We start from the raw sequence: 26,952 nt of genomic DNA on the forward strand, positions 1-26,952 counted from the left end.
ATGCGCCGACCCAAGGCCAAGGCCGGTGCCGTCACCGCCTCGATGGTCCTCTCCATGCTGGTGCTGTCGTCGTCGGCGGTCGCCGACTTCGACCGCAACCCGCAGCCCTACTCCTCCACCCAGGTCGAGACCGTCGCCGGTGCCGACTCCGCCTTCCAGGACGCCGCGGCGGACTGGAGCGGCGGGGCGGCCGACGCGGCGGGCGACGCCGAGGACGGCGACTGGGCCGCAACGGACCTCGCCGCCGCGGGCTCCTGGTCCCAGGGCGGTTCCTCGGGGGCCTTCAGCTACTCCTACGACATGCGCGTCCCACCGGCGTCCGGACCGGTGCCCGAGCTCGGGCTGTCCTACTCCTCGGCCGAACACGACGGGCGCACCTCGGGCACCAACAACCAGGCGTCCACAGTGGGCGACGGCTGGTCGTACTCGACCAGCTTCATCGAGCGCACCTACACGTCGTGCTCGGAGGACGAGGACGGCAATCAGGGCGACGACGAGACCGGGGACCGCTGCTGGGACGGCGATTCACCGTCCATCACGGTCTCCCTCGACGGTGTGAGCACCTCGCTGGTGCTCGATGACACGACGGGCAAGTGGCGCGCCGCCTCCGACGACAACTGGCGGGTGGCCTACTCGGGTGCGAAGGCGAGCGCGAGCGGCGCGACCACCGAGCAGTGGACCATCACGACGACCGACGGGACCGTCCATCATTTCGGCGCCGTCGCGAGCTCGCGATGGACGGTGCCGGTGTTCGGCAACCATTCGGGCGAGGCATGCTTCACGTCGGGTGACTTCAAGGGATCCCGCTGCGACCAGGCCTATCGCTGGATGCTCGACAAGTCCGTCGACGTGCACGGGAACTTCTCCCGCTTCACCTACCAGACCGAGAACGGGCGTTACGCGCCCGCGGTCGACTCCGACACGCAGGCGAGTTTCGTCCGCGAGGGCTGGCTCCAGCGGATCGAGTACGGGCTGCGGACCGGGGCGAGCACGATCACGACCGCCAAGGTCGAGTTCACCATGGCCGACCGCTGCCTCTCCGACTGCCGCGAGTCCAATGGGGACCCGAAGAAGTCGAAGTGGCCGGACACGCCCTGGGACCTGGCGTGCAAGTCCGGGACGACCTGCGAGCAGTACTCGCCGGCGTTCTTCTCCAGCAAGCGCCTCGTCGGCGTGAGCACCTACGTAGGTGCGGCCGGTGCGTACTCCCTCGTGGACTCGTGGGCCTTGACGCACAAGTTCAAGGACTACGGCGACGAGGACCAGGTCGTGCTGTGGCTGGCCTCGGTCAAGCACACCGGCCATGTCGGCGGCACCGCGACGACGCCGCCGATGGAGTTCGGCGGCACCTTCCTGCCCAACCGCGTCGACACCGGCGAGTCCTTCCCGGGGAACTGGCGTCCGCGCCTGACCTCGATCAAGAACGAGTCCGGTGGCGTCACGACGATCAACTACACCGAACCCGAGTGCGGGCCCGGGAACATGCCCGCCAGTGCGCACCAGAACGACCGCAGGTGCTTCCCGTCGCGCTACACGCCCGAGGGTCTGTACGAGCCGGTCGACGTGTACTTCCACAAGTACGTCGTGCGCTCGGTCGCCGAGTCGGACGCCACGGGCGCCGGCGAGACGGTGTGGCGTTTCTACGACTACTCCACGACCGGCGGCGGCACGAGCGCGCTGTGGGCCTGGAACGACGCCGAGTTCGTCGAGAAGAAGGACCGCGACTGGAACCAGTGGCGAGGCTACGCCCAGGTCGTCACGCGGACCGGTGATCCCGCCGATCCCCTGCCGCAGTTGCAGTCCCGCGCCCGCTTCTACCGGGGCATGGACGGCGACAAGTTGCCCGACAGTGCGAAACGGTCGGTGTCCGTGACCGACGCGGCGGGCAACACCGCGACGGATCACCGGGCCCTGGCCGGATCGGAGTTCGAGACGGCGTCCTTCGACGGCACGACGCTGATCGGGACGGAGACGAGTTGGTACTGGACGTCACGGACCGCCAAGCGCACCTATGAAGGCGGATTCATCGAGGCGTGGCTGACCGGTGAGCGCCGGACCGACACGCGCACCCTGCTCGCGCCCTCGGTGTGGCGGACCACGCGGACCGAGACCTCCTATGACGTTTACGGACGCGTCGAAAAGGTCGACTCGCACGGCGACATCGCCAAGACCGGCGACGAACAGTGCGCCCGCACGTCATACGCGGACAACACCTCGGCGTGGCTGCTCGCGTCGGTGGCCACCATGGAATCGGTCTCGGTCGGCTGCTCGGCGACCGTGTCGCGTCCGGCGGACGTGATCGGCTCGGTCCGCGCGTACTACGACGGGAACGCCTCGCTCACCGCCGCCCCCACCCACGGGCTCATGACGCGCTCGGAGGCACTGGAACACTGGGACGCAGGTGCGGTCTGGGCGACGATCGGCAAGTCCACGTTCGACGGCCTCGGCCGTCAGCGGACCGCGACCGACGCGCTCGACAACACGACCACGACCGCCTACACGCCCACCAACGGCGGGCCGGTCACGTCGACGGTCACCACCAACCCCCTCGGGCACGCCACGACGACGCGACTGGCGCCGGCGTGGGGAGCGACCACTGAGACGGTGGCGCCGAACGCGCGGCGCACGGTCGTCGCCCACGACGCGCTCGGACGCCGGACCGCGGTCTGGCTGCCGGGACGGGATCCGGCGAGCGAGGGGGCGAACCTGAAGTTCGCCTACAACGTCTCGCAGACGGCGCCGACCACCGTCACCACCGAGAAGATGATCCACGACGGCTCTTACCTGACGTCGGTCACGCTGTACGACTCCCTGCTGCGGGAACGCCAGACGCAGGCGAGGACCTACGGCGGCCGGCTCATCACCCAGACGGTCTACGACTCCTACGGCCGCGCCCGGTACGACTCGGGAGCGGTGTACAACAACGAGTCCGGGCCCACCGGGACGCTGGTGCGGATCAGCCGCAACAACGACGTGGCGCGAACCGAACTGACCTACGACACCGCAGGCCGTGTCACCGACGAGATCTTCGTCGTCAAGGGCGAGGAGAAGTGGCGCACTTCGTACCGCTTCGGCGGCGACGCCGCCAACTGGAAGACGACGACGATCCCGCCGCAGGGCGGGACGGCGACGTCGACCATGGACGACGCCCTGGGACGCACTGTCGAGCTGCGGCAGTACCACGACCGCGGAGCCACGGGCGCGTTCGACACCACCGCCTACGCCTACGCCGGCAACGGGCAGCTCGACAGTGTCACCGACCCGGCGGGCAACACGTGGGGCTACGAGTACGACCTGCGCGGCCGGCGCTCGGCCCTGCACGACCCCGACACCGGGACCTCCACGACGTCCTACAACGCCGCCGGACAGGTCACGGCCACGACCGACGGGAACGGTGAGAACCTGGCCTACGAGTACGACGCGCTCGGCCGGCCGACGAAGGTGAAGTCGGGCGCCGAACTGCTCATCGAGCGCAAGTACGACGGCGCCGAGTACGGCGTCGGCATGCCCTTCACCTCGACCCGATGGGTCGACGGGCAGGCGTGGACGACCGAGACCCGCAAGTACACGCCCGAAGGACGGCCGTCCCAGAAGTACACGCACCTGCCGGCCGCCGCGGGCGCGCTCGCCGGGTCGTACTGGGAGTCGATCACCTACAACGAGGACGGCAGCCCGCGCACCTACGGCGCGAAGGCCGCCGGAAGCCTTGGCACGGAGGTCATGACCCAGTCCTACGACGAGATGGGCAAGCCCGGACGGCTCACCTCGTGGGCCCCCGACATCAAGCTCGGCCAGGTCTATGTGGACGAGGCCGTGTACTCGCCGTACGGGCAGCTGCTCCAGCGGACGCTCGGCGACCCCGAGGACGTCGGCGGCACCAGGGGCCAGGTGTGGCAGACGTGGATGTACGAGGAAGGGACCGGAAGGCTCGCGGAGTACTACCTGGACAAGGACACCGCCGGCGAGTGGGACGGCGCGAACTACGGTGTCGCGGCGCTGGCCTACCGCTACGACCAGTCCGGGAACCTGCTGTCCATCAAGGACCAGCCGGTGCACACCTCGCAGTCGCTGGATCCGGAGACGCAGTGCTTCCGCTACGACCGCCTCCAGCGGCTCACCGACGCGTGGTCGCAGGCCGGCGCGTCGGCGGAGTGCGCGGTGACGCCGACCGCCGCGGCCGTCGGCGGACCGGGCGCCTACTGGTCGTCGTACGACTACGACCTGGTCGGCAACCGAACCGGTGAGACGAAGTGGACGCCGAGCGGGCCGGTCGAGAAGACCTACACCTACGACGAGGAGGCCGACGCGGGGCCGCACGAGCTGACCGAGGTCAGTGGTGGCGGCGCGTCGACGGCTTTCAGTTACGACAAGGCCGGGTTCACCACCGGGATCGACCGCGGCGGCGAGGTGGACGTGCTCGATTGGGCGCCCACCGGGCGGCTGGAGTCGATCGAGTCGGTGGAGGGGACCTCGACGTTCTTCGACAACGCCGACGGGCAGCGGCTGCTGCGCGCCGACGCCGACGGGGACCTGACGGCCTGGGTCGCCGGGTACGAACTGAAGTACACCAAGGCGACCGGGAAGGTCGAGGCGACGAGGTACTACAAGCACGGCAGTGATGTGGTCGGGGTCCGCAACGGGCTCGGGGACATCAAGTGGATCGCGGGTGACCACCACGGGACGAACCAGTGGGTGGTCAACGGGGACACGCTGACGGTGACCGTTCAGCGGCGGGATCCCTTCGGGAACGTGCGCGGTGCGGCGGCGGTGACGTGGCCGGACGAGCGAGGGTTCGTCGGTGGGATCGAGAACGAGGATGTCGGACTGACGACGGTCGGGGCGCGGGAGTACGACGCGTTGACCGGGCGGTTCATGTCGGCGGATCCGATCATGGACCTGACGGATCCGCAGCAGTTGAACGGGTACGCGTACGGGAACAACGCGCCGACGGTGCTGTCGGACGCGAGCGGGTTGAAGAGCCTGAAGAAGGCTTCGCGCGGAGGGCCGAGCTCGAAGGGGAAGGATCTGAAGAAGAAGCCGAAGAAGCCGAAGAGCAACGGCAGGAAGGGCGGTGGCGGCGACGGTTCGGCGGGCCGGGGCACGGGCGCGGGCAACGAGAAAGGCAATGATCCCGGCGGCTCCGAGCGTCAGAGGCATCGGCCCGGCCCGACCTACAACCCTGCTGGTCGAGGCTTCGTGGCGGCTCCCCCTGACCCTGAGGAAAACGAGTACCGCGAGTGCGGCATCTTCGACACGGTCTGCCAGATGCAGTTGGCGATGGACATGGCCAACTCCCTCACCGGCGACGCCGGCGAGGCCTACAACCAGGGCCAGTCCCGCATCTTGGGCGAGTACGTCGAGACGTGGACGGAGATGACCGGAGGTTCGTGCGAGAAGATGAGCGGGCTCAACGTGTGCGAGGGAGGCATGGTGCCGCGCGGCGGCAGCGGGACGATCTACGGTGACACGTTCATCTCCGAGCACACCCTGGACGACGTGCGCGGAAACTCCGGCCTGATCGACCACGAGACCTATCACCGCGACGAGCAGTGGGAGGAGTACGGCTTGGGCTTCGGCCTTCTGTACGCGGGTTCGCTGATCTCCGACGATCTGATGAACATTGGCGACCATGCCTGCAACAGGTATGAGGCGGCCGCGGAGGATTCCACGGTGAAAAACGCCCAAGGCGAGGGCGGGGGCGGTTACCCCCCCTGCTGACCGAGGTGGCCGGCGGCGCTTGTGCGTCGCCGGCCGCTTGGGGGTGACCTCGCCTCGCCTCGCCTCGCCTCGCCTCGGCGGGGCGGGGCTGTTCTTGCGCTGGGTTCGGCTGGTTCGGTGTGATCTGCCCCGCGTCAGGCCGGCTGGGTGGCTCCGCCCCCAGCACCCCCGCTGGGAGGCTTCGCCCCCAGACCCCCACCAAGGACTCCGTCCCTGGACCCTGCTGGGGCTCCGCCCCAGACCCCCACCAAGGACTCCGTCCCTGGACCCTGCTGGGGCTCCGCCCCAGACCCCGCCAGGAACTCCGTCCCTGGACCCTGGTCTGCGCTTGGGGTCGGCGTTCTGGGCTTTCCTTGGCCTTGCCTTTCCTTGTCCTGTGGGGTGTCTACCTTCGGCCAATGGCGTGTGCTCGCCACGTCCGACTCTGTTCACACGTGTTGATCTCCCATAGCGTCTCTCCCGCACCCGTCCCCACCGGTGCACCACCCCTTGCCCACCGAAGGCCTGTGCCCCCACGGGTCGAGGAGAGACTGTGACAACCCCAAGCAACCGGCGGCGGCGTGTCATCGCCGTGGCGGCCGTCGCCGTGTTCGCGGCCACGGCGGCCGGGGCCGCGCCCTTCGCGGCGCCGCCCGCGAACGCCGCCGACAAGATCGACGCCTCCGTGCGCGCCGACCTCGCCGAGGACGGAACGGCCACGTTCTACCTCCGCATCGACGACGGCGCCGACCTCGCCGCCGCCACCGGGTCCGCGGCCACCGACGACGAGCGCGCCCGCTCGACATTCGACGCCCTCCACGCCCACGCCGACCGGACACAGGCCGGCCTCCGCACGATCCTCGACGAGGCGGGCGCGACCTACGAGACCTTCTGGATCGCCAACACGATCAAGGCGACCGGCGATGAAAGACTCGTCGACGCTCTCGCCGAGCGCCCCGAGGTCACCAAGGTCCGCTCCGAGAAGGCCTTGACCCTCGCCGAACCCGTCGCCGCCCAGGACGCCGAAGCCGCCGACGGCACTCCCCAGTGGGGACTCGACATGATCGGCGCCCCACGGGTGTGGGACGAGTTCGCCACCCGCGGGCAGGGCGTCGTCATCGCCAACATCGACAGCGGCGTGCAGTACGACCACCCCTCGCTCGTCGGGTCCTACCGCGGCAACAACGGCGACGGCACCTTCAGTCACGACTACAACTGGTTCGATCCCACCGGCACCTGCGCCACCGCGCCCTGCGACAACAACGGCCACGGCACGCACACGATGGGCACCATGGTCGGCGCCGACGGCTACGGCGTCGCACCCGGCGCCACCTGGATCGCGGCGAAGGGCTGCGAGGCCCGCTCCTGCACCGAGACCTCGCTCCTGCGCGCGGGCGAGTGGATCCTGGCCCCCACCGACGTCAACGGCGAAAACCCCCGCCCGGACCTCGCCCCCGACATCGTCAACAACTCCTGGGGCGGCGGCCGGGGCGACACCTGGTACTCCGAGATCATCGAGTCCTGGCGCGCGGCCGGGATCTTCCCCGCCTTCGCCGCCGGCAACTACGGCAACGGGGTCTGCGGGACCGTCGACTCGCCCGGTGACAACGCCGCCGCGTACACCGTCGGCGCCGTCGACTCCACCGGCACGGTCGCCGGCTTCTCCGGCCTGGGCCCCTCCGGCATCGCCGAGGGGAAACCCGACATCACCGCCCCCGGCGTCGACGTCGTGTCCACCATGCCCGGCGGCAAGTACCAGGCACTCTCCGGCACGTCCATGGCCACGCCTCACGTGGCCGGAGCCGTCGCCCTGCTGTGGTCGGCGGCGCCCGCGCTCGCCGGTGACATCGAGGGCACCTCCGCGGCGCTCGGACTCGCCGCAGCCGACAAGGAGGACCTGCGCTGCGGTGGCGACGCCGCCCGCAACGGCGTCTACGGCGAAGGCGTCCTCGACGTCTACCAAGCCGTTCTCGACGCCCCGCGCGGCAACGCCGGCCACCTGACCGGCACCGTCACCGACGCCGCCACGGGCGAGCCCCTGGCGAAGACGGGCATCACCGCCACCGGAACGCAGACGCGCTCCACGCTCACCGACGCCGAAGGCCACTATCGGCTGCGGCTGGTCGGCGGCGCCTACACCGTCGGCGCCGCGCTCTACGGCTACCAGTCGGCCACATCCACCGTGGACGTCGCTGCGGGCGGCGAGCACGTCGTCGACCTCACCCTGACGCCGGCCGCGACGCACAAGGTCGCCGGCACCGTCTCCGACCCGCAGGGCCGCCGCGTGCCGGGCGCGAGCGTCCACATCGACGGCGCCCCGATCGACGCGCTGACCACGACCGCCGACGGCTCCTTCGCCTTCCCGAAGGTCGCCGAGGGCGCCTACCAGATCACCGTCGTCCCCGCCGAACCCGCGCTGTGCCTCGGACCGCTGCACGGCGACCTCGTCGTCGACGGCGACGAGAGCGTCGCGCTGACCCTCCCGTACCGGACCGACGCGTTCGGATGGCACTGCGAACAGGCGCGCCCGGCGTGGATCGACGGCCGCCAGACCGTCGCGATCGCCGGTGACGAGGACGCCGTGACCATCGGCCTCCCGTTCCCCGTGACGCTCTACAACGGCACCTACGACCAGATCGCCGTCACCACCAACGGCCTCCTCAACGTCGAGGCGCCCCGCCTCGGCGACTACGCCAACACGCCCCTCGGCGACGGCTTCAAGCCCAGCGGCGTCATCGCGCCCTTCTGGGACGACCTGATCGTCGACGACCGCGCCGGCGTCCGCACCGCCGTCACCGGCAGCGCCGGGCAGCGCCTGTTCGCCGTCGAATGGCACGACGTCCGCCTCGCCGACCAGCCGACGGCGCGGGTGAGCTTCGAGGTCGTCTTCGCCGAGACCGGCGGCTTCACCTTCCAGTACCGCGGCCTGTCCGGCGACCTCGAACGCGGCGCCTCGGCGACCGTCGGCATCGAGGACACCAGCGGCGGCATCGCCCGCCAGTACTCGTTCGAGCTGCCCGTTCTGCGCGACGGCGTCGCCATCAGGTTCGGGAAGTAGGAGAGACATGACCACCAGCAGCAGAAAACGCGTGGTGCCGCTCCTGGCCGCCACCGCCGTCCTGGCGCTCGGCCTTTCGGCATCGGCCTACGCCGACCCCGTCGCGCCCACCACCGCACCGACGGCCGGGCTCAGCGCCGAACAGCGCGCCGACATCGAGTACCGCCTGTCCAACCTCGCCGCCACCGAACCGGTCGGCGAGACCGCCACCGCCACCGACGCCTCGACCACCGCCGGCGACGCGCTCGCCTTCACCGAGAAGGCGTCGCTGGAAAGCGACAGCGGCCTCGGCGCCCTCGCGCCGCTCGGCGGCACGCGCGGCGGTCAGGTCCTCGTCAACACCTACGGCACTCTCACGCGCCTCGACGCCGACCAGGACGTCGTCTGGCGGCGCACCCCGAGCACCCTGTGGCCGGAGTGGAACCTCAAGCCGCTGCGGCCCTGGGATCGCGGCGTGCCCGCCTTCCGCGTCGCGGTCGGCCTGTCGGCGACCGGGTCCACCGGCGACTACATCGACCGGGGTTACGCGGCCGGCGATCTCAACGGCGACGGCGTCGACGAGGTCGCCTTCATCTCCTATGTCGGCGAGAACCCGTCCTACGCGGTCAAGTTCCCCGACACGACGATGACGCAGGCGAGCTTCGTCGACGTCCTCGACGGCCGTACCGGCACGACCCTCTGGCAGCACCGCTACGCCGGCGCCCGCATGGTCCACATCGCCGACGGCACCCTGATCGTGGCCGACCAGCCCTCGGGCAACCGGACCGCGCCGGCCGACGCCGTCGCCCGGACCTACGCCTACACCTTCGCCGTCACCGGTGAGACCCTCACCGCGACCGACGCCTGGACCGTCGACACCGGTCTGCGCACGCCCGCGTGGAACGTGCTCGAACCGGCCGGCGAGGGCCGCGTCGCCCTGGCCTGGAGCGAGCCCGCCTCCCTCCAGAAGGGCGGGCACCTGATGGTCCTCGACGTGGCCACCGGCGCGGCGGCCTGGAACGTCGCGACTCCCCAGCCGGTCCGCACGCTCGCCCTCGACACCCGCCGCGGTGTCCTGGCGGCCACCGAGCAGTCGACCTACACCGCCGACGTCAACTACGCACTGGCCGTATTCGGCCTGGCCGACGGTGCCCGCACCGCACTCGGCACGCGGGTCAACGCGCTGCCGACGGCCATGGCGGTCGCCGACATCACGGGCGGGCGCGACGCCGAGTACGTCGTCGCCGAGGCCATGCCCGACGCCTACGGCTACATGCACGCCGCCCAGGTCCGCGCCACCGACGGCACCGGATCCCAGTTGTGGACCCACACGGTCAAGCGCAACCCCACGTGGGACAAGGACGGCCCGCTGATGTTCGGCCTCCAGGTCGCCGACGGCACCGTCGTGGTCAACTGGCTCGACGACACCGAGATCGGCCTGGCCGGCGCCCGGGCGCGTGAGCACATCGCCGGCGTCGCGGCCCTGCGCGGCCGCGACGGCGAGGTCCGCTGGACGATCCGGGGCGGCGCCACCGCCTCCCCGATCTACTCCCTGGTCGACGACGGACGCGTCACGACGGTCTCGGTCGACCAGACCCGCCACGTCTACCGTCTCGACAACGGCCGCGAGCTGGACAAGACCGCCCTCTACGGGTCCTTCAGCAGCGCGGTCACCTACGACGTGTCCGGCGACGGCGTGAAGGACCTCATCGTCGGCGGCAGTGCCCACGGAGTGATGGCCTTCGACGGCACCCATCTCGGCCCGAGGCCGCGGCTGTTGTGGCGCACCACCGTCGCAGGATCCGTGCACGACCTCCAGCTCGCCGACGTCACCGGCTCCTCGCGGCCCGAGGTCGTCGCGGCGGCGACCGACGCCGCGGTGGTCCTCGACGTCCGCGACGGCGACGTGGAGTCCACCGTCGACGGCGGGCACGGTCTGGTGTGGACGGTCGCGGTCGGCGACCTCGACCGCGACGAGGACGCCGAGATCGTCGTGCCCACCGACGCGATGCGCGCCTACAACGGCGACGGCCGCCGACTGTGGACCCACGACGACGGCGAGGGTCTCGTCTACGCCGAGGCGTCCATCGCCCACGACACCGTCTACGGCATGTACGTCACCCGCCCGGGCACCGAGCACCGCGGACTGGCCGCCTTCGGCCTCGACGGTGAACGCGGCCGCGCGAAGTGGACGGTCGACGGCGATCCGTCGATCGAGGGCAACATCTCGCTGTGGGGCGGGGTCTACGCGGGCGTCGACGTGCCCTTCGCCGACGGCCACGCGGTCGCCTTCGCGATGGGGTCGGCGGCCGCCGACACCGGCTTCGAGGTGCGCGACGGCCGCACCGGCGAACTGCTCGCGGCCTCCTCGGGGACCAGCGGCGCGGGATTCAACCATGAACTCGCCGGTGGGCCCGACGGCTTCTGGCAGGCGCGCGCCTTCCAGCTCTCGCTAGTCGGACCCGCGGGGACCTCGACGGTGAAGTCGCTGATCCCCAACCCCTTCGGTGTCGAGTTCGCCACCGGCCCCAACGGCGAGAACCTCGTCGTCACCGGCAACGAGGGCTACCTGTCGACGTGGAACACGTCGGTGATGGCCGGCCCGGGCGCCTACCCGTCCTCGCTGGCGACCTCGGTGGCGAGCCTGGAGAACTGGAACGTCCTGGTCGACGACCTCGACGGCGACGGCGTCGACGAGGTCATCGGCCTGGCCAACGACGCGGTCGGCTACGACCTCGTGCTCGACGCCGTCGGCTCCGGGTACTGGGGGACCGTCGTGGGCCGCGCGGGGATCGGGGTCTTCGCGATCACCGCGGCCTGACACACGCGTGACGACGGCCCGCCGGGTGATCCCGGCGGGCCGTTTCGCCTGTCAGGAGCGCGATTCGCGACGGCGGCGGACCAGCGCGAGCAGGGCGACACCGAGCAGGGCGAGGCCCATGCCGCTCAGCCCGACCAGGAACACCGTCGAACCGGTGACGGCGAGGCCCCCGCCGTCGTTGTCGTCGGGGCCGGGCGGCGGGTTCGGCTCATTCGTCGACGAGGTCGGGCCGTCCGAGGACGTCGTCGGCCCCGGCCCGCCGGTGGACGAACCGGCACTGTCGGTCGGCGACGGGCTCTCCGAAGAAGGGCTGGGGGAGTGCGACATGTGAGTGGTCGTCGGCGACGGACTCACCGTTGGCGAGGGGCTCTCGGTCGGGGAAGGGCTTTCGGTGGGACTAGGGCTCTCCGTCGGCGAAGGGCTCTCGGTCGGCGACGGGCTCTCGGTCGGGCTGGGACTCTCCGTCGGCGAAGGACTCTCCGTGGGACTAGGGCTGTCCGTGGGGGAGGGGCTCTCCGTCGGCGAGGCGCTCGAACTGCTCGGCGACGGCATGATCCGCGGCTGGCAGCTGACCTTCACGTGCGCGAGGGTGAGGTCGATGATCCGCCCGGCGTAGAGGTCGTCGCCCTCGGCGTCCTGCAGGTCGGCCTCGACGGTGACCCGGACGTAGGCCTCGGCGCTCGCCTCGGTCGGCACGTTGATGACGGCCTGGTACTGGTCGTAGGTGACGGTCAACGTGCCCGTCACCCCGTCGGGGAGGCCGAGCTGCGGCCCGGTGACGTCCACCGTGCGCGTTCCCTCGGCGAAGTCCATTCCGGCGACCGCCACGATCCCGGTGTTGGAGCGGGAGTAGGCCAGGATCGCCTGCTCCTTGACGCATTGGGCGTAGGCGTCCAGGGAACCGATCGTGATGAAGCGGCCGATGCCGTTGTACTCCATCTCGAAGTCGGTGGCGTTCGCGCGGGCGGTCAGCTGCCCGGATGTGGCGTCCCAGCTCGTCTGTACCAGTTCGGTGCCGTTGGCGTTGGCGTGGTCCTGGACGCCGTCGGGGTCGCTGTAGTCGCCGGGGTCGTCGTCGGAGGCCAGCGACAGGTCGGGCGTGTCCGCCCTCCCGTAGACGCCGTTGAAGCCGGCGACGCCGAGCTCGGGCACGTCGTCGATGGTGACGTCGTAGAGCCGCGCCAGGGCCGTGCGCGGGTCGGCGCCCTGCGAGGACTGCGCGAACAGCAGAGCGAGCGCGGTGACGCCCGCGATGACGATCGCGAAGGACCACACGGGCAGGGCCCGCAAGGCGAGTTCACGCCGGTGGCGGTGTGGCTGTGCCGACGACACGGACACGCAGACTCCCAATGAGGAACGAGGGAGGGGTGCCGATAATGCTGACATTGTAGACTTATATGGACAAGAGTCTACTTCCGCCTCTGGTATCGCGCTTTAGGATCGTCGAATGGCACTGCGACCCGTGCAGGTGAACATCAAGGCCGTCGACGCCGCGGCGGTCGGCCGGTTCTGGGCGGAGGCGCTCGGCTGGAGCATCACCGGCGGAAGGCCCGGCGTGACGGCGTACGTCGGACCGGCGGGCGACCTCGTGTGGCCGGACCCCGACTTCGTCGGCGTCGACGTGGTCACCGTCCCCGAGCCCAAGGGCGCGGCGAAGAACCGGGCGCACCTCGACCTGGCCACCACCTCCGCGGCCCATCAGGCGGAGCTGGTCGCGCGCCTGGAAAGTCTCGGCGCGCGAGCCGTCGACATAGGGCAGGGCGACGTTCCGTGGAAGGTCCTGGCCGACCCGGAGGGCAACGAGTTCTGCGTGCTGGAGCCCCGGGAGATCTACCGGGACACCGGGCCGATCGCCGCGATCGTGGTCGACTGCGTCGACCCGGGGGCCACGGCCGGGTTCTGGGGCGAGGCCACGGACTGGATCCCGCACATGGTGACCGACGACCGGGTCTTGCTGCGGTCGGCGAGGGACGCCGGCCCGTATCTGGAGTTCTTCGGCACGCCCGGCGCCAAGACCGTGCCGGACCGCGTCCATCTCGACCTGCTCCCATACCCCGGAGACGACAAGGAGGCGGAGGTGACCCGGCTGCGGGCCCTCGGCGCCGCCGACCTCGATCTCGGCCAGGGCGACGTCCCGTGGACGTGCCTTATCGACCCAGAGGGCCACGAGTTCTGCGTGCTCGCCTCGGACTGAGGGGCGGCACGCGGAGGCTTCCGGGAGTTCGTGCGGTCCCCCGGGCTGTCATGCCATCAGCAGGCTTCGCCGGTTCTCCATGGTGTGACACGCGACCCTGCGATGGCCGGAGGCGTGATCGTCTGCTCGATGCGGCTCGAAGGCGGGGTTCCCACGCCGAATCTCGGCTTCGATGTGGGCGGCGATGGACGCCATCCGCACGACGGCGAGGTCGACGAGGTCGGCCGGGGCGGCCGAGCGAAGTCGCCGCCCGGCATGACATCGTCCACGACGTTCATGCCGCCCATGGGAGTGCGGTGGACGAGCAGACCGATACGCCGGGTTCTGTCCCCGAAGCGCGTCGCCGCGTTGCCTCGGGTGACGGCCATCCATCTAGGCCCGCCGTCGCCGACGGGCTCGTGCGGTCTACCCGCGGACTCGGGCGGGCCGCCCTCGAACATCCGCGCAGGGCCCGAGGGCCCCTCTTGACCTTGCTCCGGGTGGGGTTTACCGAGCCGTCCCGGTCACCCGGGACGCTGGTGGTCTCTTACACCACCGTTTCACCCTTACCGCATGCCCGAAGGCCGCGGCGGTCTGTTCTCTGTGGCACTTTCCCGCGGGTCACCCCGGGTTGCCGTTAGCAACCACCCTGCCCTGTGGAGCCCGGACGTTCCTCGACGCCGCCGAAGCGGAGCCGCGGCCGCCTGGCCTGCTCATCCACCGGTGGCAATGGTAGAGCGACCGGACGTCCCCGCGCGCACGGGGAGCGGCGCCCCATCACCACCTCGCACAACGCCCCCGACGAACGCCGGCGACCGGCCGCACCCCACGACCCACCCCACCCCCGCGCGCGTAGGCTGCCCCGGATGGAGATCCACGAGGTCCTGCTCCTCCTGGCCGCCGGTCTGTTCGCGGGCACCGTCAACGCCGTCGCCGGCGGCGGTGCCCTGCTGCTCTACCCGGCCCTGCTCAGCGTCGGCCTCACCCCCGTCGCCGCCAACGTGACCAACTCCGTCGCGATCAGCCCCGGCTACGTGGCCTCCATCTTCGGCGCCCGCAGGGACCTCAAAGGACAGCGCGCCCGCGTCCGCGCCTCCATCCCCACCGCCGTCGCCGGCACCGTCGCCGGCTCGGTCCTCCTCCTGGTCACCCCCGCCAGCGCCTTCGAGGCCGTCGTCCCCTACCTCGTCATCGGCGCCGCACTCCTGCTCGCCTTCCAGGGACAGGTCCGCAAACTCGTCGGCCACCCCGCGAGCCTGCCCACCTGGCTCGGCCACGTCCTCGTCGGCCTCGCCACCGTCTACGGCGGCTACTTCGGCGCGGCCCTCGGCGTCATCACCATCGCCGTCCTCTCCCTCGTCCTCGACGAGACCATCGGCCGCATCACCGCCCTCAAGAACGTCATCACCGCCGCCAGCGGCCTCACCACCGTCGTCGTGTTCGCCCTGTTCGGGCCCGTCGACTGGCTCGCCGTCCTGCTGCTCACACCGATGACGGTCATCGGCGGCTTCGCCGGCTCCAAACTCGCCCGAGTCCTCAAACCGGCCGTGCTCCGCGTGGTCATCGTCGCCTTCGGACTGACCGCCGGCGTGTATTTGCTCATACGCGGCTGACCCGGCCGGGGTCCGTGCGGGAGAATGCACACATGGCCGCAACGTCGACACTGCGCATCGCCCTCGCCCAGACCGACCCCACCGTGGGAGACCTCGACGGCAACGCCGCCCAGGTCCTCGCATGGACCGCGAGGGCCGCCGAAGCCGGCGCGCACCTCGTCGCCTTCGGCGAGATGCAACTGACCGGATACCCCGTCGAGGACCTCGTCTTCCGGGAGTCCTTCGTCAAGGCCAGCCGCGCCCGCGTCGACGCCCTCGCCACCGAACTCGCCGACGCCGGCCTCGGCGAGACCGTCGTGGTCACCGGCTACGTCGACGCCGACGGCCCCGCGCGGCTCGACTCCGACTCCGACCCCGACCGCGGCCCCCGCGACGCCCTCGCCGTCATCCACCGCGGCCGCGTCGCCGCCCGCTACTTCAAGCACCACCTGCCCAACTACGGCGTCTTCGACGAGGACCGCTACTTCGTCTCCGGCGACGTCCTCCAGGTCGTGCGGATCGCCGGCGTCGACGTCGCCTTCACCATCTGCGAGGACATCTGGCAGGCCGGCGGGCCCTTCGCGGTCGCCCGCGGCGCCGGAGTCGGCCTCGTGGTCAACATCAACGCCTCGCCCTACGAGCGCAACAAGGACGACCGGCGCGCCTCCCTCGTCAAGCGCCGGGCCGCCGAGGCCGGCGCGACCGTCGCCTTCGTCAACATCGTCGGCGGACAGGACGAACTCGTCTTCGACGGCGACTCCCTCATCGTCGACACCGCCGGCACGGTCCTCGCCCGCGGACCCCAGTTCGACGAACACCTGCTCGTCCACGACCTCACGCTCCCCGTCGCCGGCGAGCCGCCCCAGGCCGACGTCGACGCCGGCCCGCCCGAGATGACCGTCGAGCACACCGTCGTCACCGCCGCGTCCCTCCCCGAGCCCGCCGAGCTCGCCGTCGCCGGCGTCGCCGAGCCGCTGTCCGACCTCGCCGAGATCTGGTACGCCCTGGTCACCGGCCTGCGCGACTATGTCCGCAAGAACGGGTTCAGGACGGTCGTGTTCGGCCTCTCCGGCGGCATCGACTCGGCCCTGGTCGCCGCCCTGTCGGCCGACGCCGTCGGACCGGAGAACGTCTACGCGGTGTCCATGCCGAGCCGCTTCTCCTCGGAGCACTCCCGCGACGACGCCGCCGACCTCGCCAAGCGCACCGGCATCAACTACGTCGCCGAGCCGATCGAGACGGTCATGGACGCGTTCCTCGCCCAGATCGGCCTGTCGGGCCTCGCCCTGGAGAACCTCCAGCCGCGCATCCGCGGCCTGATCCTCATGGGCCTGTCCAACCAGCACGGGCACCTGGTGCTCGCGCCGGGCAACAAGACCGAGTACGCCACCGGCTACTCGACCCTCTACGGCGACACCGTCGGCGGCTACGCGCCCATCAAGGACGTCATGAAGCTGACCGTCTTCGCGCTGGCGGGCTGGCGCAACGAGGAGGCGGTCCGGCGCGGCGAGACCCCGCCGATCCCGGAGAACTCGATCGTCAAGCCGCCCTCGGCGGAGCTGCGCGAGGACCAGCAGGACACCGACTCGCTGCCCCCGTACGAGATCCTCGACCCCATCGTCGAGGGTTACGTCGACGGCGACCTCGGCCGCGCCGGCCTGGTCGCCGCGGGACACGATCCCGAGCTCGTCGACCGCGTCCTCAAGCTGATCGACCGCGCCGAGTACAAGCGCCGCCAGACCGCGCCCGGACCGAAGATCTCGGTGAAGAACTTCGGACGTGACCGACGTCTCCCGATCACGAACAGATGGGTGGAAAAGGCTTAGTCTGTCGTGGACAACCCAACCCAGGGACCCACCGCGGCCTTGAGGATCGAAGGAGTCGACGATGACGCACGACGAAGTGCCCGTCCTGTACGGCCGAAAGGCCAGTAGCCGGGTCCGCACACGCGACCTGCTCGCCGCCAAGCAGCGCGGCGAGAAGTGGGCGATGCTGACCAGCTACGACCAGTACACCGCCGCCATGTTCGACGAGATCGGCATCCCCGCGCTGCTGATCGGCGACTCGGCGGCCAACAACGTATACGGCTACGAGACGACCATCCCGATCTCGGCCGAGGAGCTGCTGCCCCTGGTCGCGGCGGTCGCCCGCTCCACGAGCCGCACGCTCGTGGTCGCCGACCTGCCCTTCGGTTCCTACGAGGCGGGTCCCGAGCAGGCTCTGGCCACCGCCGTCCGCTTCATGAAGGCCGGCGCGCAAGCGGTCAAGCTCGAAGGCGGACGCCGCATGACGGCCCAGATCGCCGCGCTGACCGGCGCGGGCATCCCGGTCATGGCCCACATCGGGTTCACGCCGCAGAGCGAGCACACGCTTGGCGGCTACCGGGTGCAGGGCCGGGCCGAGACCGGGGAGGAGATCGTCGCCGACGCGCACGCGGTCGCCGAGGCGGGTGCCTTCGCGGTCGTGCTGGAGATGGTGATGGCCGACGTCGCCGCGCGTGTCACCAAGGAGCTGGAGATCCCGACGGTCGGCATCGGCGCGGGCGCCGAGACCGACGCGCAGGTCCTCGTCTGGCAGGACATGGCCGGGATGCGCCGGGGCAAGGCGCCGCGCTTCGTCAAGCGCTACGCCGACGTCGCCACGGTCATCGAGGACGCCGCGCGAAAGTTCGCCGAGGAGGTCCGTGACGGGGAGTTCCCCGCCCCGGAGCACGGCTTCCACTAGCAATGGCCGACGGCCGCCGCGCGGGAACGCGTGGCGGCCGTTCGCTCGCTTTCGACTCGCGGAACCATCGCGCTCAACCTTCGCGGTACCGCCTGCGCATGCCGAACCACCTGCCGCCGAGGGCGAGGGCTCGGCCGGCTCGGAGATCGTGATCGCCGAGGTGCAGCCGGGGTCCCCGGAGCCGGCGGAGGGCTCACCTCGACCGCGGCGAGCGCGGTGCAGATGGTGGCAGCGCGGCCGGTGAGCGTGCTTGGAAGTCGTGAACATCCTCCGAAGGAGAATTCAGCTCAAAGGCGTGCTATCGGAACATTCCCGTTCCTCGTCGTCGGCGCGCGGGCGGGTCTCGCGTAGCATCGCCCGCGATGAAACTCCCCATTCCGGCCGGACCGGCGCGCCGCTTCCTGCTCCTCGTCGTGGTCCTCATCGCGATCGGGGTGACCGCGCTCGTCCTCGGTCCTCCGGATCAGGCGTGGCTCGCCTCGCTGGCCGACCGGGCGGGGTCGGTCGGGCCGGTGGTCGCCGTCGCCGGGTACGCCGTCGGGGTCGTGGTGATGGTGCCGCGAACGATGCTGTCCTTCGTGTCGGGCCTGCTGTTCGGGTGGATGCCCGGTTTCGTGTACGCCATGCTGGGCGCCCTCATCGGCTCCAGCGCCGGTTTCGCCGCCGGGCGCCTGCTCGGCCGCGACTTCGTCGACTCGCGCCTCGACGCGTGGTCGCGGCTGGAGGGCGAGGAGCCCGAGACCGTCCGGGGGCGGCTGTCGCGATGGGTTCGCAGGCGGCTCGCCATCGCCGACAAATGGCTGGAGCGGCGGGGGATTCTGGGCGTGTGGATCCTGCGCACGATCCCGGTGGCGCACTACGGGCTGACGTCCTACGCGTGCGGTACGGCGGCGGTCCGCTACCGGCATTTCCTGCTGGGGACGCTGGGCGGGTCGATCCCGGGGGCGCTGGGGTACACGGCCGTCGGGTCCTCGCTGCTCGATACCGCGAGCCTGCCGCTCACGCTCGGCCTCGCCTGGGCGCTGACCCTGGTCAGCCTCGGCGCGGTGACGCTGGTGCGCCGGCGGACGGAGGCGCGCGCCGCCTCAGCGCAGGGCGTCGGCGAGTCGGCGTGAGAGCAGTCCGTGCGCCTCGACGAGCGACGGGCCGTGCCAGGTGAGGTGCCGCCCGGAGATCAGCGCGCAGGGCAGCCCGCCGAACGCCTCGGGCCCGTCCACGGCGCCGAAGGCGTAGGGCTCGTCGGGGAGGACCAGCAGCTCGGGTTCGCGGGCGAGGATCTGCTCGACATCGGTGCGCGGGTAGGGCTCGGCGGCGTCTTCGAAGGCGTTGACGACCCCGAGGCGGCGGAGCACGTCGCCGGCGAAGGTCCCCGCGCCGAGCACCATCCACGGGCGGCGCCAGATCGGCACGACCGCCCGGACGCGCGGCGGCGCGGGTTCGCGCCACAGCTCGGCGGCCTCGCCGATCCACGCCGGTTCCGGCAGTCGCAGCGCGTGCTCGAACATCGCCGCCGCCGAGGTCAGCGACTCGGGCACGGTGCGCGGGAAGCTCGTCCACACCGCGACGCCGGCCGCGCGCAGGGCCTCGGCGTCGGCGCGGCGGTTCTCCTCGGCGTTGGCCAGCACCAGATCCGGTCTCAGTGCGAGGATCCGGTCGATCTTCGGGTACTTGCTGCCGCCGACGCGCTCGGCTTCCAGCCCCGGCGGGTGCGTGCAGTAGTCGGTGACGCCGACCAGCAGGCCGGGGTCGGCGAGCGCGACGGCCTCGGTCGTCGAGGGCACCAGGGAGACCACCCGCCGGGGGCGGGTGGTCGGGGTGAAGGGTTCGCCGAGGTCGTCGGTGATCACAGGTCGGTGACGCGGACGCCGACGTGGGCCTTGTAGCGGCGGTTGATGGCGATGAGGTTGGCGGTGAGCGCCTCGACCTGGCCGGCGTTGCGCAGTCGGCCGGCGAAGACGCCGCGCATCCCGGCGATCCGTCCGGCGAGGGCCTGGACGAGGGCAGCCGCCTCGCGGTCGTCGCCGAGGACCAGGACGTCGGTGTCGAGGCTGGCGACCTCGGCGTCGGCCAGCAGCACCGCCGAGACGTGGTGGAAGGCGGCCGTCACGCGCGATTCGGGCAGGAGCGCGGCGGCCTGCGCGGCGGCGCTGCCCTCGGGGACTTCGAGGGCGTAGGCGCCCTGCTTGTCGAAGCCGAGCGGGTTGACGCAGTCGACGACGACGCGCCCGGCGAGCGCGCCGGCCAGTTCGGTGAGGAGCTCGGCGTGACCCTCCCAGGGGACGGCGACGATCACGACGTCGGCGTCGCAGGCGCCGGCGTTGGACGCGCCGGTGAGCAGGCCGTCGGCGACCCCGGGGAGGTCGGCGAGCGCCCGTGCGGTCGACTCGGCGCGCTCGGCCGAGCGCGAACCGATCCGGACGGCGTGCCCGGCGAGGGCGAAACGGTACGCGAGGCCGCGGCCCTGCGGTCCGGTTCCACCGAGAATGCCGACGCTCAGACCGCTGGCGTCGGGGAGTGCCACGTCATCGAAACCCATGACAGCCATACTTGCAGGCGTAGTGCCGACGGGCCAAAGGGCTCGGATGTGACCCGCAACGTCACCGAAACAAGGCCGGTGCAGACTGGGCACAAAGGGCACGACGATCAAGGAGGCGAGTGCGGTGGACCGGCAGCAGGAGTTCGTCCTGCGGACACTCGAAGAGCGCGACATCCGTTTTGTCCGGTTGTGGTTCACCGACGTCCTCGGCACGCTCAAGTCGGTCAGCGTGGCGCCGGCCGAGCTGGAGTCGGCGTTCTCGGAGGGCATCGGCTTCGACGGGTCGGCGATCGAGGGTTTCGCACGGGTCTACGAGTCGGACATGATCGCCATGCCCGACCCCACGACCTTCCAGGTCTTCCCCTTCGAGGGCGGGGCCACCGGTGAGAGCGCGCGGATGTTCTGCGACATCCTCAACCCCGACGGCTCGCCGTGCTGGGCCGACCCGCGCCACGTGCTGCGCCGGGCGCTGTCCCGCGCCGCCGAGCACGGGTTCACGTTCTACACCCACCCCGAGATCGAGTTCTTCCTCTTCGCCGACCTCCCCAAGGACGGCAGCGACCCCACACCGGTCGACGACGGCGGCTACTTCGACCACACCACGCACGCCGTGGCCCGCGACTTCCGCCGCCAGGCCGTCACGGCGCTGGAGCGCATCGGCATCTCGGTGGAGTTCAGCCACCACGAGGTCGCGCCCGGCCAGCAGGAGATCGACCTGCGCTACGCCGACGCGCTGGCCACCGCCGACAACATCATGACCTTCCGGCACGTCATCAAGGAGGTCGCGCTCTCCTCGAACGTGCACGCCTCCTTCATGCCCAAGCCGTACACCGACCAGCCCGGCAGCGGCATGCACACGCACCTGTCGCTGTTCGAGGGCGAGCGCAACGCCTTCCACGACCCGGCCGACTCGATGAAGATGTCGAAGACCGGCAAGGCGTTCATCGCCGGTCTGCTGCGTCACGCGCGGGAGTACACCGCCATCACCAACCAGTGGGTGAACTCCTACAAGCGCCTGTTCCCGCAGCCGGTGCCCAACCGCACCACCGAGTCGCCCGCCTACGTCTGCTGGGGCCACGCCAACCGCTCGGCGCTGGTGCGCGTGCCCGCCTACGGCAAGCCGAACTCCGCGCGCGTCGAGCTGCGCTCGCTCGACTCGGCCTCCAACCCCTACCTCGCCTTCGCGGTGCTCCTGGGCGCCGGCCTGAAGGGCATTTCGGAGGGTTACGAGCTGCCGCCTGGCGCCGAGGACGACGTGTGGGCACTCTCCGACGCCGAGCGGCGCGCGGCGGGCTACGACGCGCTCCCGGGGGACCTGTCGGAGGCCATCGAGGTCATGGCGGGCTCGGAGCTGGTCGCCGAGGTGCTGGGGGAGCAGGTCTTCGACTTCTTCCTGAAGAACAAGCGGGCCGAGTCGGAGGAGTACCGCCGTCAGGTGACGCCCTACGAGCGGAAGATGTACCTGGGGGCGTTGTAGCCGGCGCTCTTCGGCGTCGGTGGCGATCCTTTCGAACGCCACCGACGCCGACCGGCCCTCACCCCACCGCCCCCTCCACCGTCAACGTCCCCGCGACCGCGTCCAGCGTCGCGCGCGTCCCGTACGGCACGGTCTCCTGCCGGATGCCGTGCCCGACCGGCAGTCCGCCCAGGATCGGCACACCCAGCCCCGAGAGGGCCTTCGCGAGCACGTCGACGATGTCCACGCCCCAGTCGTCGGCGCAGTCGGTGAAGTTCCCCAGCGCGATCCCCGCGACCGCCCCCAGCACGCCCGCCCGTCGCAGCTGCGTCAGCGCGCGGTCGACGCGGTAGGGCTCCTCGTTGATCTCCTCCAGAAGCAGGATCGAACCGGTGTAGTCCGGGTGCGTCGGCGTGCCAAGCGCGTCGACGACCAGCGAGAGGTTCCCGCCCAGCAGCGGACCGGTCGCCGGCGCGGTCCCGCCGGTCAGCAGGCGGGTCGGCTCGTAGTCGGTGGGCGTCAGCACGACCGGACCGGTCTCGAACAGCGCCGAGCGCAGTGCCTTGACCACCGCGCCGTCCTCGGACTCCGCCGTCGCGAACGACGTCAGCACCGGCCCGTGCACCGAGGCGACGCCCGCGTGCCGGTACAGGGCCATCTGGATCGCCGTGATGTCGGAGTACCCGACGACCGGCTTCGGGTCGCGCCGGACGGCGGCGAAGTCGATCTCGTCGATGATCCGGGTCACCCCGTAGCCGCCGCGCCCGCAGAACACCGCCCGTACCGCGGGGTCGGCCAGCGCCGCGTTGAACTCGGCGAGCCGGGCCCCGTCGGAACCGGCGAGGTACCCGTCCCGGTCGTAGACGCTGTCGGGGACCTGCACGTCCAGGCCCCATTCGGTGAGCATGGCCAGCCCGGCGCCGAGGCGACCGGGCGAGGGCGGACCGGAGGGTGTGACGACCCGGACGGTGTCGCCGGGACGAAGAGCCGGGGGCCTTGTCGCCGACGCGGCGGACTCGGTGTTCATGGCTGGAAAAGATACGCTCGGCAGCATGGGTGCCGATATGAGATACGCGCTGGTGGTGGAGAACGATCCGACCTGTGATGTGCGACTGCTGGGCGGCTGGCTCGAAGACGCCGGCCTCGAACTGAGAATCCTGCGTCCCTACAAGGGCGACCCGGTACCCGGGGAACTCGAAGCGGCCGCCCTCATCGTCCTCGGCGGCGGCCAGCACGCCTACCCCGACTCCCAGGGGCACCGCGACGCCGACTGGCTCCCGGCACTCGACGCACTCCTGCGCGCCGCCGTCGCCGCACGAGTGCCGACCCTCGGACTCGGCCTCGGCTCCCAGCTGCTCGCACAGGCCCTCGGCGGGAGGGTCGCGCCCGCCGCGTCCCCGGTCATCGGCCCCCGCCTCCTCAGCCGCCGCGACGCCGCCGAGTACGACCCCCTCTTCGCCGCCGCCCCGATGGCCCTCGACGTGGTGCTCAGCCGCCACGACGAGATCATCTCCCTGCCCCCCGGCGCGACCCTCCTGGCAGCCTCCCCGTACGGCGCCATCGAGGCCTTCCGGGTCGGCACGCACGCCTGGGGCATGCAGTTCCACATCGAGTGCGACACGGCCATGCTCGACCGCTGGGTGAGCCTGTCCGGCCTCGACCCCACGGCCGCGGCCCGCGCGGTGACCGTCCTCGACGACGTCGCCGAAACATGGCGGCCCGTCGCCGAGCGCTTCGCCACGCTCGCCCTCGGCCGGTTCGGGACCGGAACACCGCTGCCGCTGCTGGAGGGCTGACGATTGGCCGAGGCCGTGGACGCGCAACTCGCGCGGCTCAGCGAGGCCGACCCGGAGCTGGCCGCCGCCGGCGACGAGGTCCGCGACCGGCTCCGGGCGGTGCTCGCCGCCTCCACGGCCCTGGCCGACCACCTCACCGTCCACCCCGAACAGTGGCGGCGCCTCCGCGACGACGGATACCCCGAAGCGCTCGCCGAAGCCGCCGACGAGAACGAGGTCCGCCTCGCCTACCGAGGCGGGCTCCTGCGCATCGCCGCCGCCGACCTCACCGGCGAGTGGGACTTCGCCAAGGTCACCGGCGAACTGTCCGCGCTCGCCGAGCACACCTTGCGCGCGGGTCTGCGCATCGCCGCCGAGGAGACGCCCGACGCCGAGACGGCGACCCTCGCGGTCATCGCGATGGGCAAGTGTGGCGGCCGCGAGCTCAACTACGTCAGCGACGTCGACGTCGTGTTCGCCGCCGAGGGCGACCTCACCGTCGCCGCGCGACTGGCCTCCCGGCTGATGGCGGTCTGCGCCCACGCGGCCTGGCCCGTCGACGCCGGACTGCGACCCGAAGGCCGGCACGGCCCGCTCGTGCGCACGCTCGCCTCACACGTCGCCTACTACAAGAAGTGGGCCCGCACCTGGGAGTTCCAGGCGCTCATCAAGGCCCGCCCGGTCGCCGGCGACGCCGACCTCGGCGAGCGGTGGATGGACGAGCTGCGCCCGATGGTGTGGACCGCCGCCGACCGCGGCGAAGTCGTCGGCGAGGTCCGCGCGATGCGGCGCCGGGTCGAGGCGCACCTGCCCAAGGCCGACGCCGACAAGGAGATCAAGCTCGGGCGCGGCGGCCTGCGCGACATCGAGTTCGCCGTCCAGCTCCTCCAGCTCGTGCACGGCCGCAGCGACCAGACGCTGCGCGCGACGTCCACACTGGACGCCCTCGCCGCGCTCACGGCGGGCGGCTACATCGGCCGCGAGGACGGCCGGACCCTCGCCGAGGCATACCGCTTCCTGCGCACCGTCGAGCACCGCCTCCAGCTCCAGCGCCTGCGCCGCACCCACCGCATCCCCGACGACGCCGAGTCGGTCGCCTGGCTCGCCAAGGTGCTCGGCCACCGCACCGGCGACGCCTTCCTCGCCGAATGGCGCGGCTACGCCAAGGAAGTACGGCGGCTCCACGAGAAACTGTTCTACCGGCCCCTCCTCGAAGTCGTCGCCAAGGTTCCCACCGAAGACCTGCGGCTCACCCCGAAAGCGGCCCGCGAACGCCTCACCGTCCTCGGATTCGCCGACCCCACCGGGGCACTGCGCCACATCGAGGCGCTCATCTCCGGCGTCAACCGCACCACCGCCATCCAGCGGCAGCTCCTGCCCGTCCTGCTCGGCGAGTTCGCCGACGCGCCCGAACCCGACCGGGGACTGCTCGCCTACCGCCAGATCTCCGACGCCCTCGGCAACACGCCCTGGTACCTCGGCGTCATGCGCGACGGCGGCCCCATCGCGCAGCGGCTCGCCTTCCTCCTGGGGACCTCCCGCTACGTCACCGAACTCCTCGCCCGCGACCCCGCGGCGCTTCGCATGCTCGCCGACGACCGCGACCTCGCGCCCCGGGACCCGAAGACGCTCGCCGCGGGCATGACCGCCGCCGTCGCCCGCCACGACGAACCCGCCGCCGCCGTCGGCGCGCTGCGAGCCATGCGCCGGCGCGAACTGCTCCGCATCGCCAGCGCCGACCTGCTCGGACTCATCGGGATCGAGGAGGTCGGGACGGCGCTGGCGGCCCTGACCGACGCCGCGCTGGCCGCCGCGCTGTCCATCGTCGACCCCGACGGCCGCCTCGCGATCATCGGCATGGGCCGCCTCGGCGGCGCCGAGACCGGCTACGGATCCGATGCCGACGTGCTCTTCGTGTGCGCGGACGGCGACGAGGCCGTCGCCGTCGAACGCGCCGAACGCCTCCGCTCCCTGCTGTCGGCGCCCGCCGCCGACCCGCCGCTCCAGGTCGACGCCGGCCTGCGTCCCGAAGGACGCCAGGGCCCTCTGGTGCGCAGCCTGTCGGCCTACCGCGCCTACTACGCGCGCTGGTCGCGAGTATGGGAGGCGCAGGCGCTCCTGAGGGCCCGCTTCGTGGCCGGCGACGCGAAGCTGGGCGAGGCGTTCGTCGACATGGCCGACCGGATCCGCTACCCCGCCGGTGGACTGTCCGACACGCAGGTCACCGAGATCCGCCGCCTCAAAGTCCGCGTCGACACCGAACGCCTACCCCGCGGCGCCGACCCCGCCACCCACACCAAATTCGGCCGCGGCGGACTGTCCGATGTGGAATGGAGCGTGCAGCTGCTCCAACTCCGCAACGCCGACCAAGTCCCGGGACTGCGCACCACCGGAACCCTCGACGCCATCACCGCCGCCGCCGACGCACACCTCCTCACCCCCGCCGACGCCGAAGCCCTCGCCCTCGCCTGGCGACTCGTCTCACGAGTACGAGGAGCCCTCATGCTGGTCCGCGGCAAACCCAGCGACCAACTACCCACCCGCGGAGTCGCCCTCGCAGGCGTCACCCGGGCACTGGGCCGCCCCCTCGACGAAGACCCCGGAGCATTCCTCGACGACTACCTCCGCACAGCACGACACGCGCACGCGGTAGCCGAAACGGTCCTGTACTGAGTCCTGCCAGACAGGGGATCGGGTTACGGCGCCTTCCCACCGGGACCGGGACCGGGGCCGGGTTCCCGGGGTGGGGGACGCGGGAGCGGACGGGTGCCAGGCGCGAAGCGGCCGGGCTGGCTTGCGGCCGAGGCGAAGCCGGCCGCTCAAAGGCAGGGAAGTAGGGCCCCCAGCCCAGCGCGGGGCCGGGTTCCCAGTGTGGGGGACGCGTGAACTGGCAGGCCCCCGGCGCGAAGCGGCCGGGCCCCGAGCTGGGGTGACGCCTGAAGTGGCGGCCCCGGCGCGAAGCTGCCGGCACCGGCGTGGGGCGACGCCTGAAGTGGCGGGTGCCCGGCAGATGGTTGGCGGGCCGACGGCCAGCGGCCAGCGGCCAGCGGCCGAGGCGAAGCCGGCCGCACACAAGAGCCGACCAAACGGCCCGCAACCCAGGCGAGAGAACCGGGTCCAGGGACGGAGTTCCTGGTGGGG

General features: G+C 71.5%; 15 protein-coding genes and 1 other RNA gene. 11 read left to right on the forward strand and 5 right to left on the reverse strand.

Annotation, left to right across the window (positions count from 1 at the left end; genetic code table 11):
- The 3 genes from AB0I28_RS11010 (at window position 1) to AB0I28_RS11020 (ending at window position 11,555) form a co-directional block, all read left to right on the forward strand.
- Window positions 1-5,718, forward strand: coding sequence for an RHS repeat-associated core domain-containing protein (locus tag AB0I28_RS11010; RefSeq protein WP_357491911.1), 5,718 nt, complete (start codon window positions 1-3; stop codon window positions 5,716-5,718).
- 532 nt (window positions 5,719-6,250) lie between these two features.
- The gene (locus AB0I28_RS11015; protein WP_357491913.1) at window positions 6,251-8,755 is read left to right on the forward strand and encodes a S8 family serine peptidase; all 2,505 of its coding nucleotides are present in this window, start codon (window positions 6,251-6,253) and stop codon (window positions 8,753-8,755) included.
- A gap of 7 nt (window positions 8,756-8,762) precedes the next feature.
- Window positions 8,763-11,555 carry a hypothetical protein gene (locus AB0I28_RS11020; protein WP_357491915.1) on the forward strand — a complete coding sequence of 931 codons (2,793 nt, stop codon included), beginning with the start codon at window positions 8,763-8,765 and terminating at the stop codon, window positions 11,553-11,555.
- Window positions 11,556-11,606: 51 nt separating this feature from the next.
- On the opposite strand, the gene AB0I28_RS11025 is transcribed toward AB0I28_RS11020, so the two are convergent.
- Window positions 11,607-12,893 carry a hypothetical protein gene (locus tag AB0I28_RS11025; RefSeq protein ID WP_357491917.1) on the reverse strand — a complete coding sequence of 429 codons (1,287 nt, stop codon included), beginning with the start codon at window positions 12,891-12,893 and terminating at the stop codon, window positions 11,607-11,609.
- A 109-nt stretch (window positions 12,894-13,002) separates the two neighbouring features.
- On the opposite strand from AB0I28_RS11025, the gene AB0I28_RS11030 reads away from it, so the two are divergent.
- Window positions 13,003-13,749: a VOC family protein gene (locus AB0I28_RS11030; protein WP_357491919.1), complete on the forward strand. Its 747-nt coding sequence runs from the start codon at window positions 13,003-13,005 to the stop codon at window positions 13,747-13,749.
- Between the two features lie 297 nt (window positions 13,750-14,046).
- Here AB0I28_RS11030 and rnpB read toward each other — a convergent pair.
- Window positions 14,047-14,444, reverse strand: an RNA gene (gene rnpB / locus AB0I28_RS11035) — RNase P RNA component class A.
- A gap of 150 nt (window positions 14,445-14,594) precedes the next feature.
- Between rnpB and AB0I28_RS11040 the strand changes: the two genes are divergently transcribed.
- The 4 genes from AB0I28_RS11040 to AB0I28_RS11055 all read left to right on the forward strand — a co-directional run bounded on the left by AB0I28_RS11040 (window position 14,595) and on the right by AB0I28_RS11055 (window position 19,159).
- On the forward strand, window positions 14,595-15,341 hold the full coding sequence (locus tag AB0I28_RS11040; RefSeq protein WP_357491921.1) for a sulfite exporter TauE/SafE family protein: 747 nt from the start codon (window positions 14,595-14,597) through the stop codon (window positions 15,339-15,341).
- A 32-nt stretch (window positions 15,342-15,373) separates the two neighbouring features.
- Window positions 15,374-17,146, forward strand: coding sequence for an NAD+ synthase (locus AB0I28_RS11045; RefSeq protein WP_357491923.1), 1,773 nt, complete (start codon window positions 15,374-15,376; stop codon window positions 17,144-17,146).
- Window positions 17,147-17,207: 61 nt separating this feature from the next.
- Window positions 17,208-18,044, forward strand: coding sequence for a 3-methyl-2-oxobutanoate hydroxymethyltransferase (gene panB, locus AB0I28_RS11050; protein WP_357491925.1), 837 nt, complete (start codon window positions 17,208-17,210; stop codon window positions 18,042-18,044).
- 362 nt (window positions 18,045-18,406) lie between these two features.
- Window positions 18,407-19,159: a TVP38/TMEM64 family protein gene (locus AB0I28_RS11055; RefSeq protein WP_357491927.1), complete on the forward strand. Its 753-nt coding sequence runs from the start codon at window positions 18,407-18,409 to the stop codon at window positions 19,157-19,159.
- Here the strand turns inward: AB0I28_RS11055 and AB0I28_RS11060 are convergent.
- Both AB0I28_RS11060 and npdG read right to left on the reverse strand, forming a co-directional pair.
- Window positions 19,130-19,891: a helical backbone metal receptor gene (locus tag AB0I28_RS11060; protein ID WP_357491929.1), complete on the reverse strand. Its 762-nt coding sequence runs from the start codon at window positions 19,889-19,891 to the stop codon at window positions 19,130-19,132. The two genes, AB0I28_RS11055 and AB0I28_RS11060, sit on opposite strands and share 30 nt — an antisense overlap.
- On the reverse strand, window positions 19,888-20,580 hold the full coding sequence (npdG, locus tag AB0I28_RS11065; RefSeq protein WP_357491931.1) for an NADPH-dependent F420 reductase: 693 nt from the start codon (window positions 20,578-20,580) through the stop codon (window positions 19,888-19,890). The genes AB0I28_RS11060 and npdG overlap by 4 nt, the downstream gene beginning before the upstream one ends.
- A gap of 124 nt (window positions 20,581-20,704) precedes the next feature.
- On the opposite strand from npdG, the gene AB0I28_RS11070 reads away from it, so the two are divergent.
- Window positions 20,705-22,057: a glutamine synthetase family protein gene (locus tag AB0I28_RS11070; RefSeq protein WP_357491933.1), complete on the forward strand. Its 1,353-nt coding sequence runs from the start codon at window positions 20,705-20,707 to the stop codon at window positions 22,055-22,057.
- 58 nt (window positions 22,058-22,115) lie between these two features.
- Here AB0I28_RS11070 and AB0I28_RS11075 read toward each other — a convergent pair whose 3' ends face one another.
- Window positions 22,116-23,063 (reverse strand): LD-carboxypeptidase, encoded by a 948-nt coding sequence (locus tag AB0I28_RS11075; protein WP_357491935.1) that lies wholly within the window; start codon window positions 23,061-23,063, stop codon window positions 22,116-22,118.
- A gap of 37 nt (window positions 23,064-23,100) precedes the next feature.
- Here AB0I28_RS11075 and AB0I28_RS11080 point away from each other — a divergent pair, with 37 nt between their 5' ends.
- Window positions 23,101-23,832, forward strand: a complete 732-nt coding sequence (locus AB0I28_RS11080; protein WP_357491994.1) for a gamma-glutamyl-gamma-aminobutyrate hydrolase family protein — start codon at window positions 23,101-23,103, stop codon at window positions 23,830-23,832.
- A 15-nt stretch (window positions 23,833-23,847) separates the two neighbouring features.
- Window positions 23,848-26,484, forward strand: a complete 2,637-nt coding sequence (locus AB0I28_RS11085; RefSeq protein ID WP_357491996.1) for a bifunctional [glutamine synthetase] adenylyltransferase/[glutamine synthetase]-adenylyl-L-tyrosine phosphorylase — start codon at window positions 23,848-23,850, stop codon at window positions 26,482-26,484.
- The last annotated feature ends 468 nt before the right edge of the window (window positions 26,485-26,952 follow it).

The organism is Phytomonospora sp. NPDC050363 (assembly GCF_040655735.1).
Lineage (GTDB): Bacteria > Actinomycetota > Actinomycetes > Mycobacteriales > Micromonosporaceae > Phytomonospora.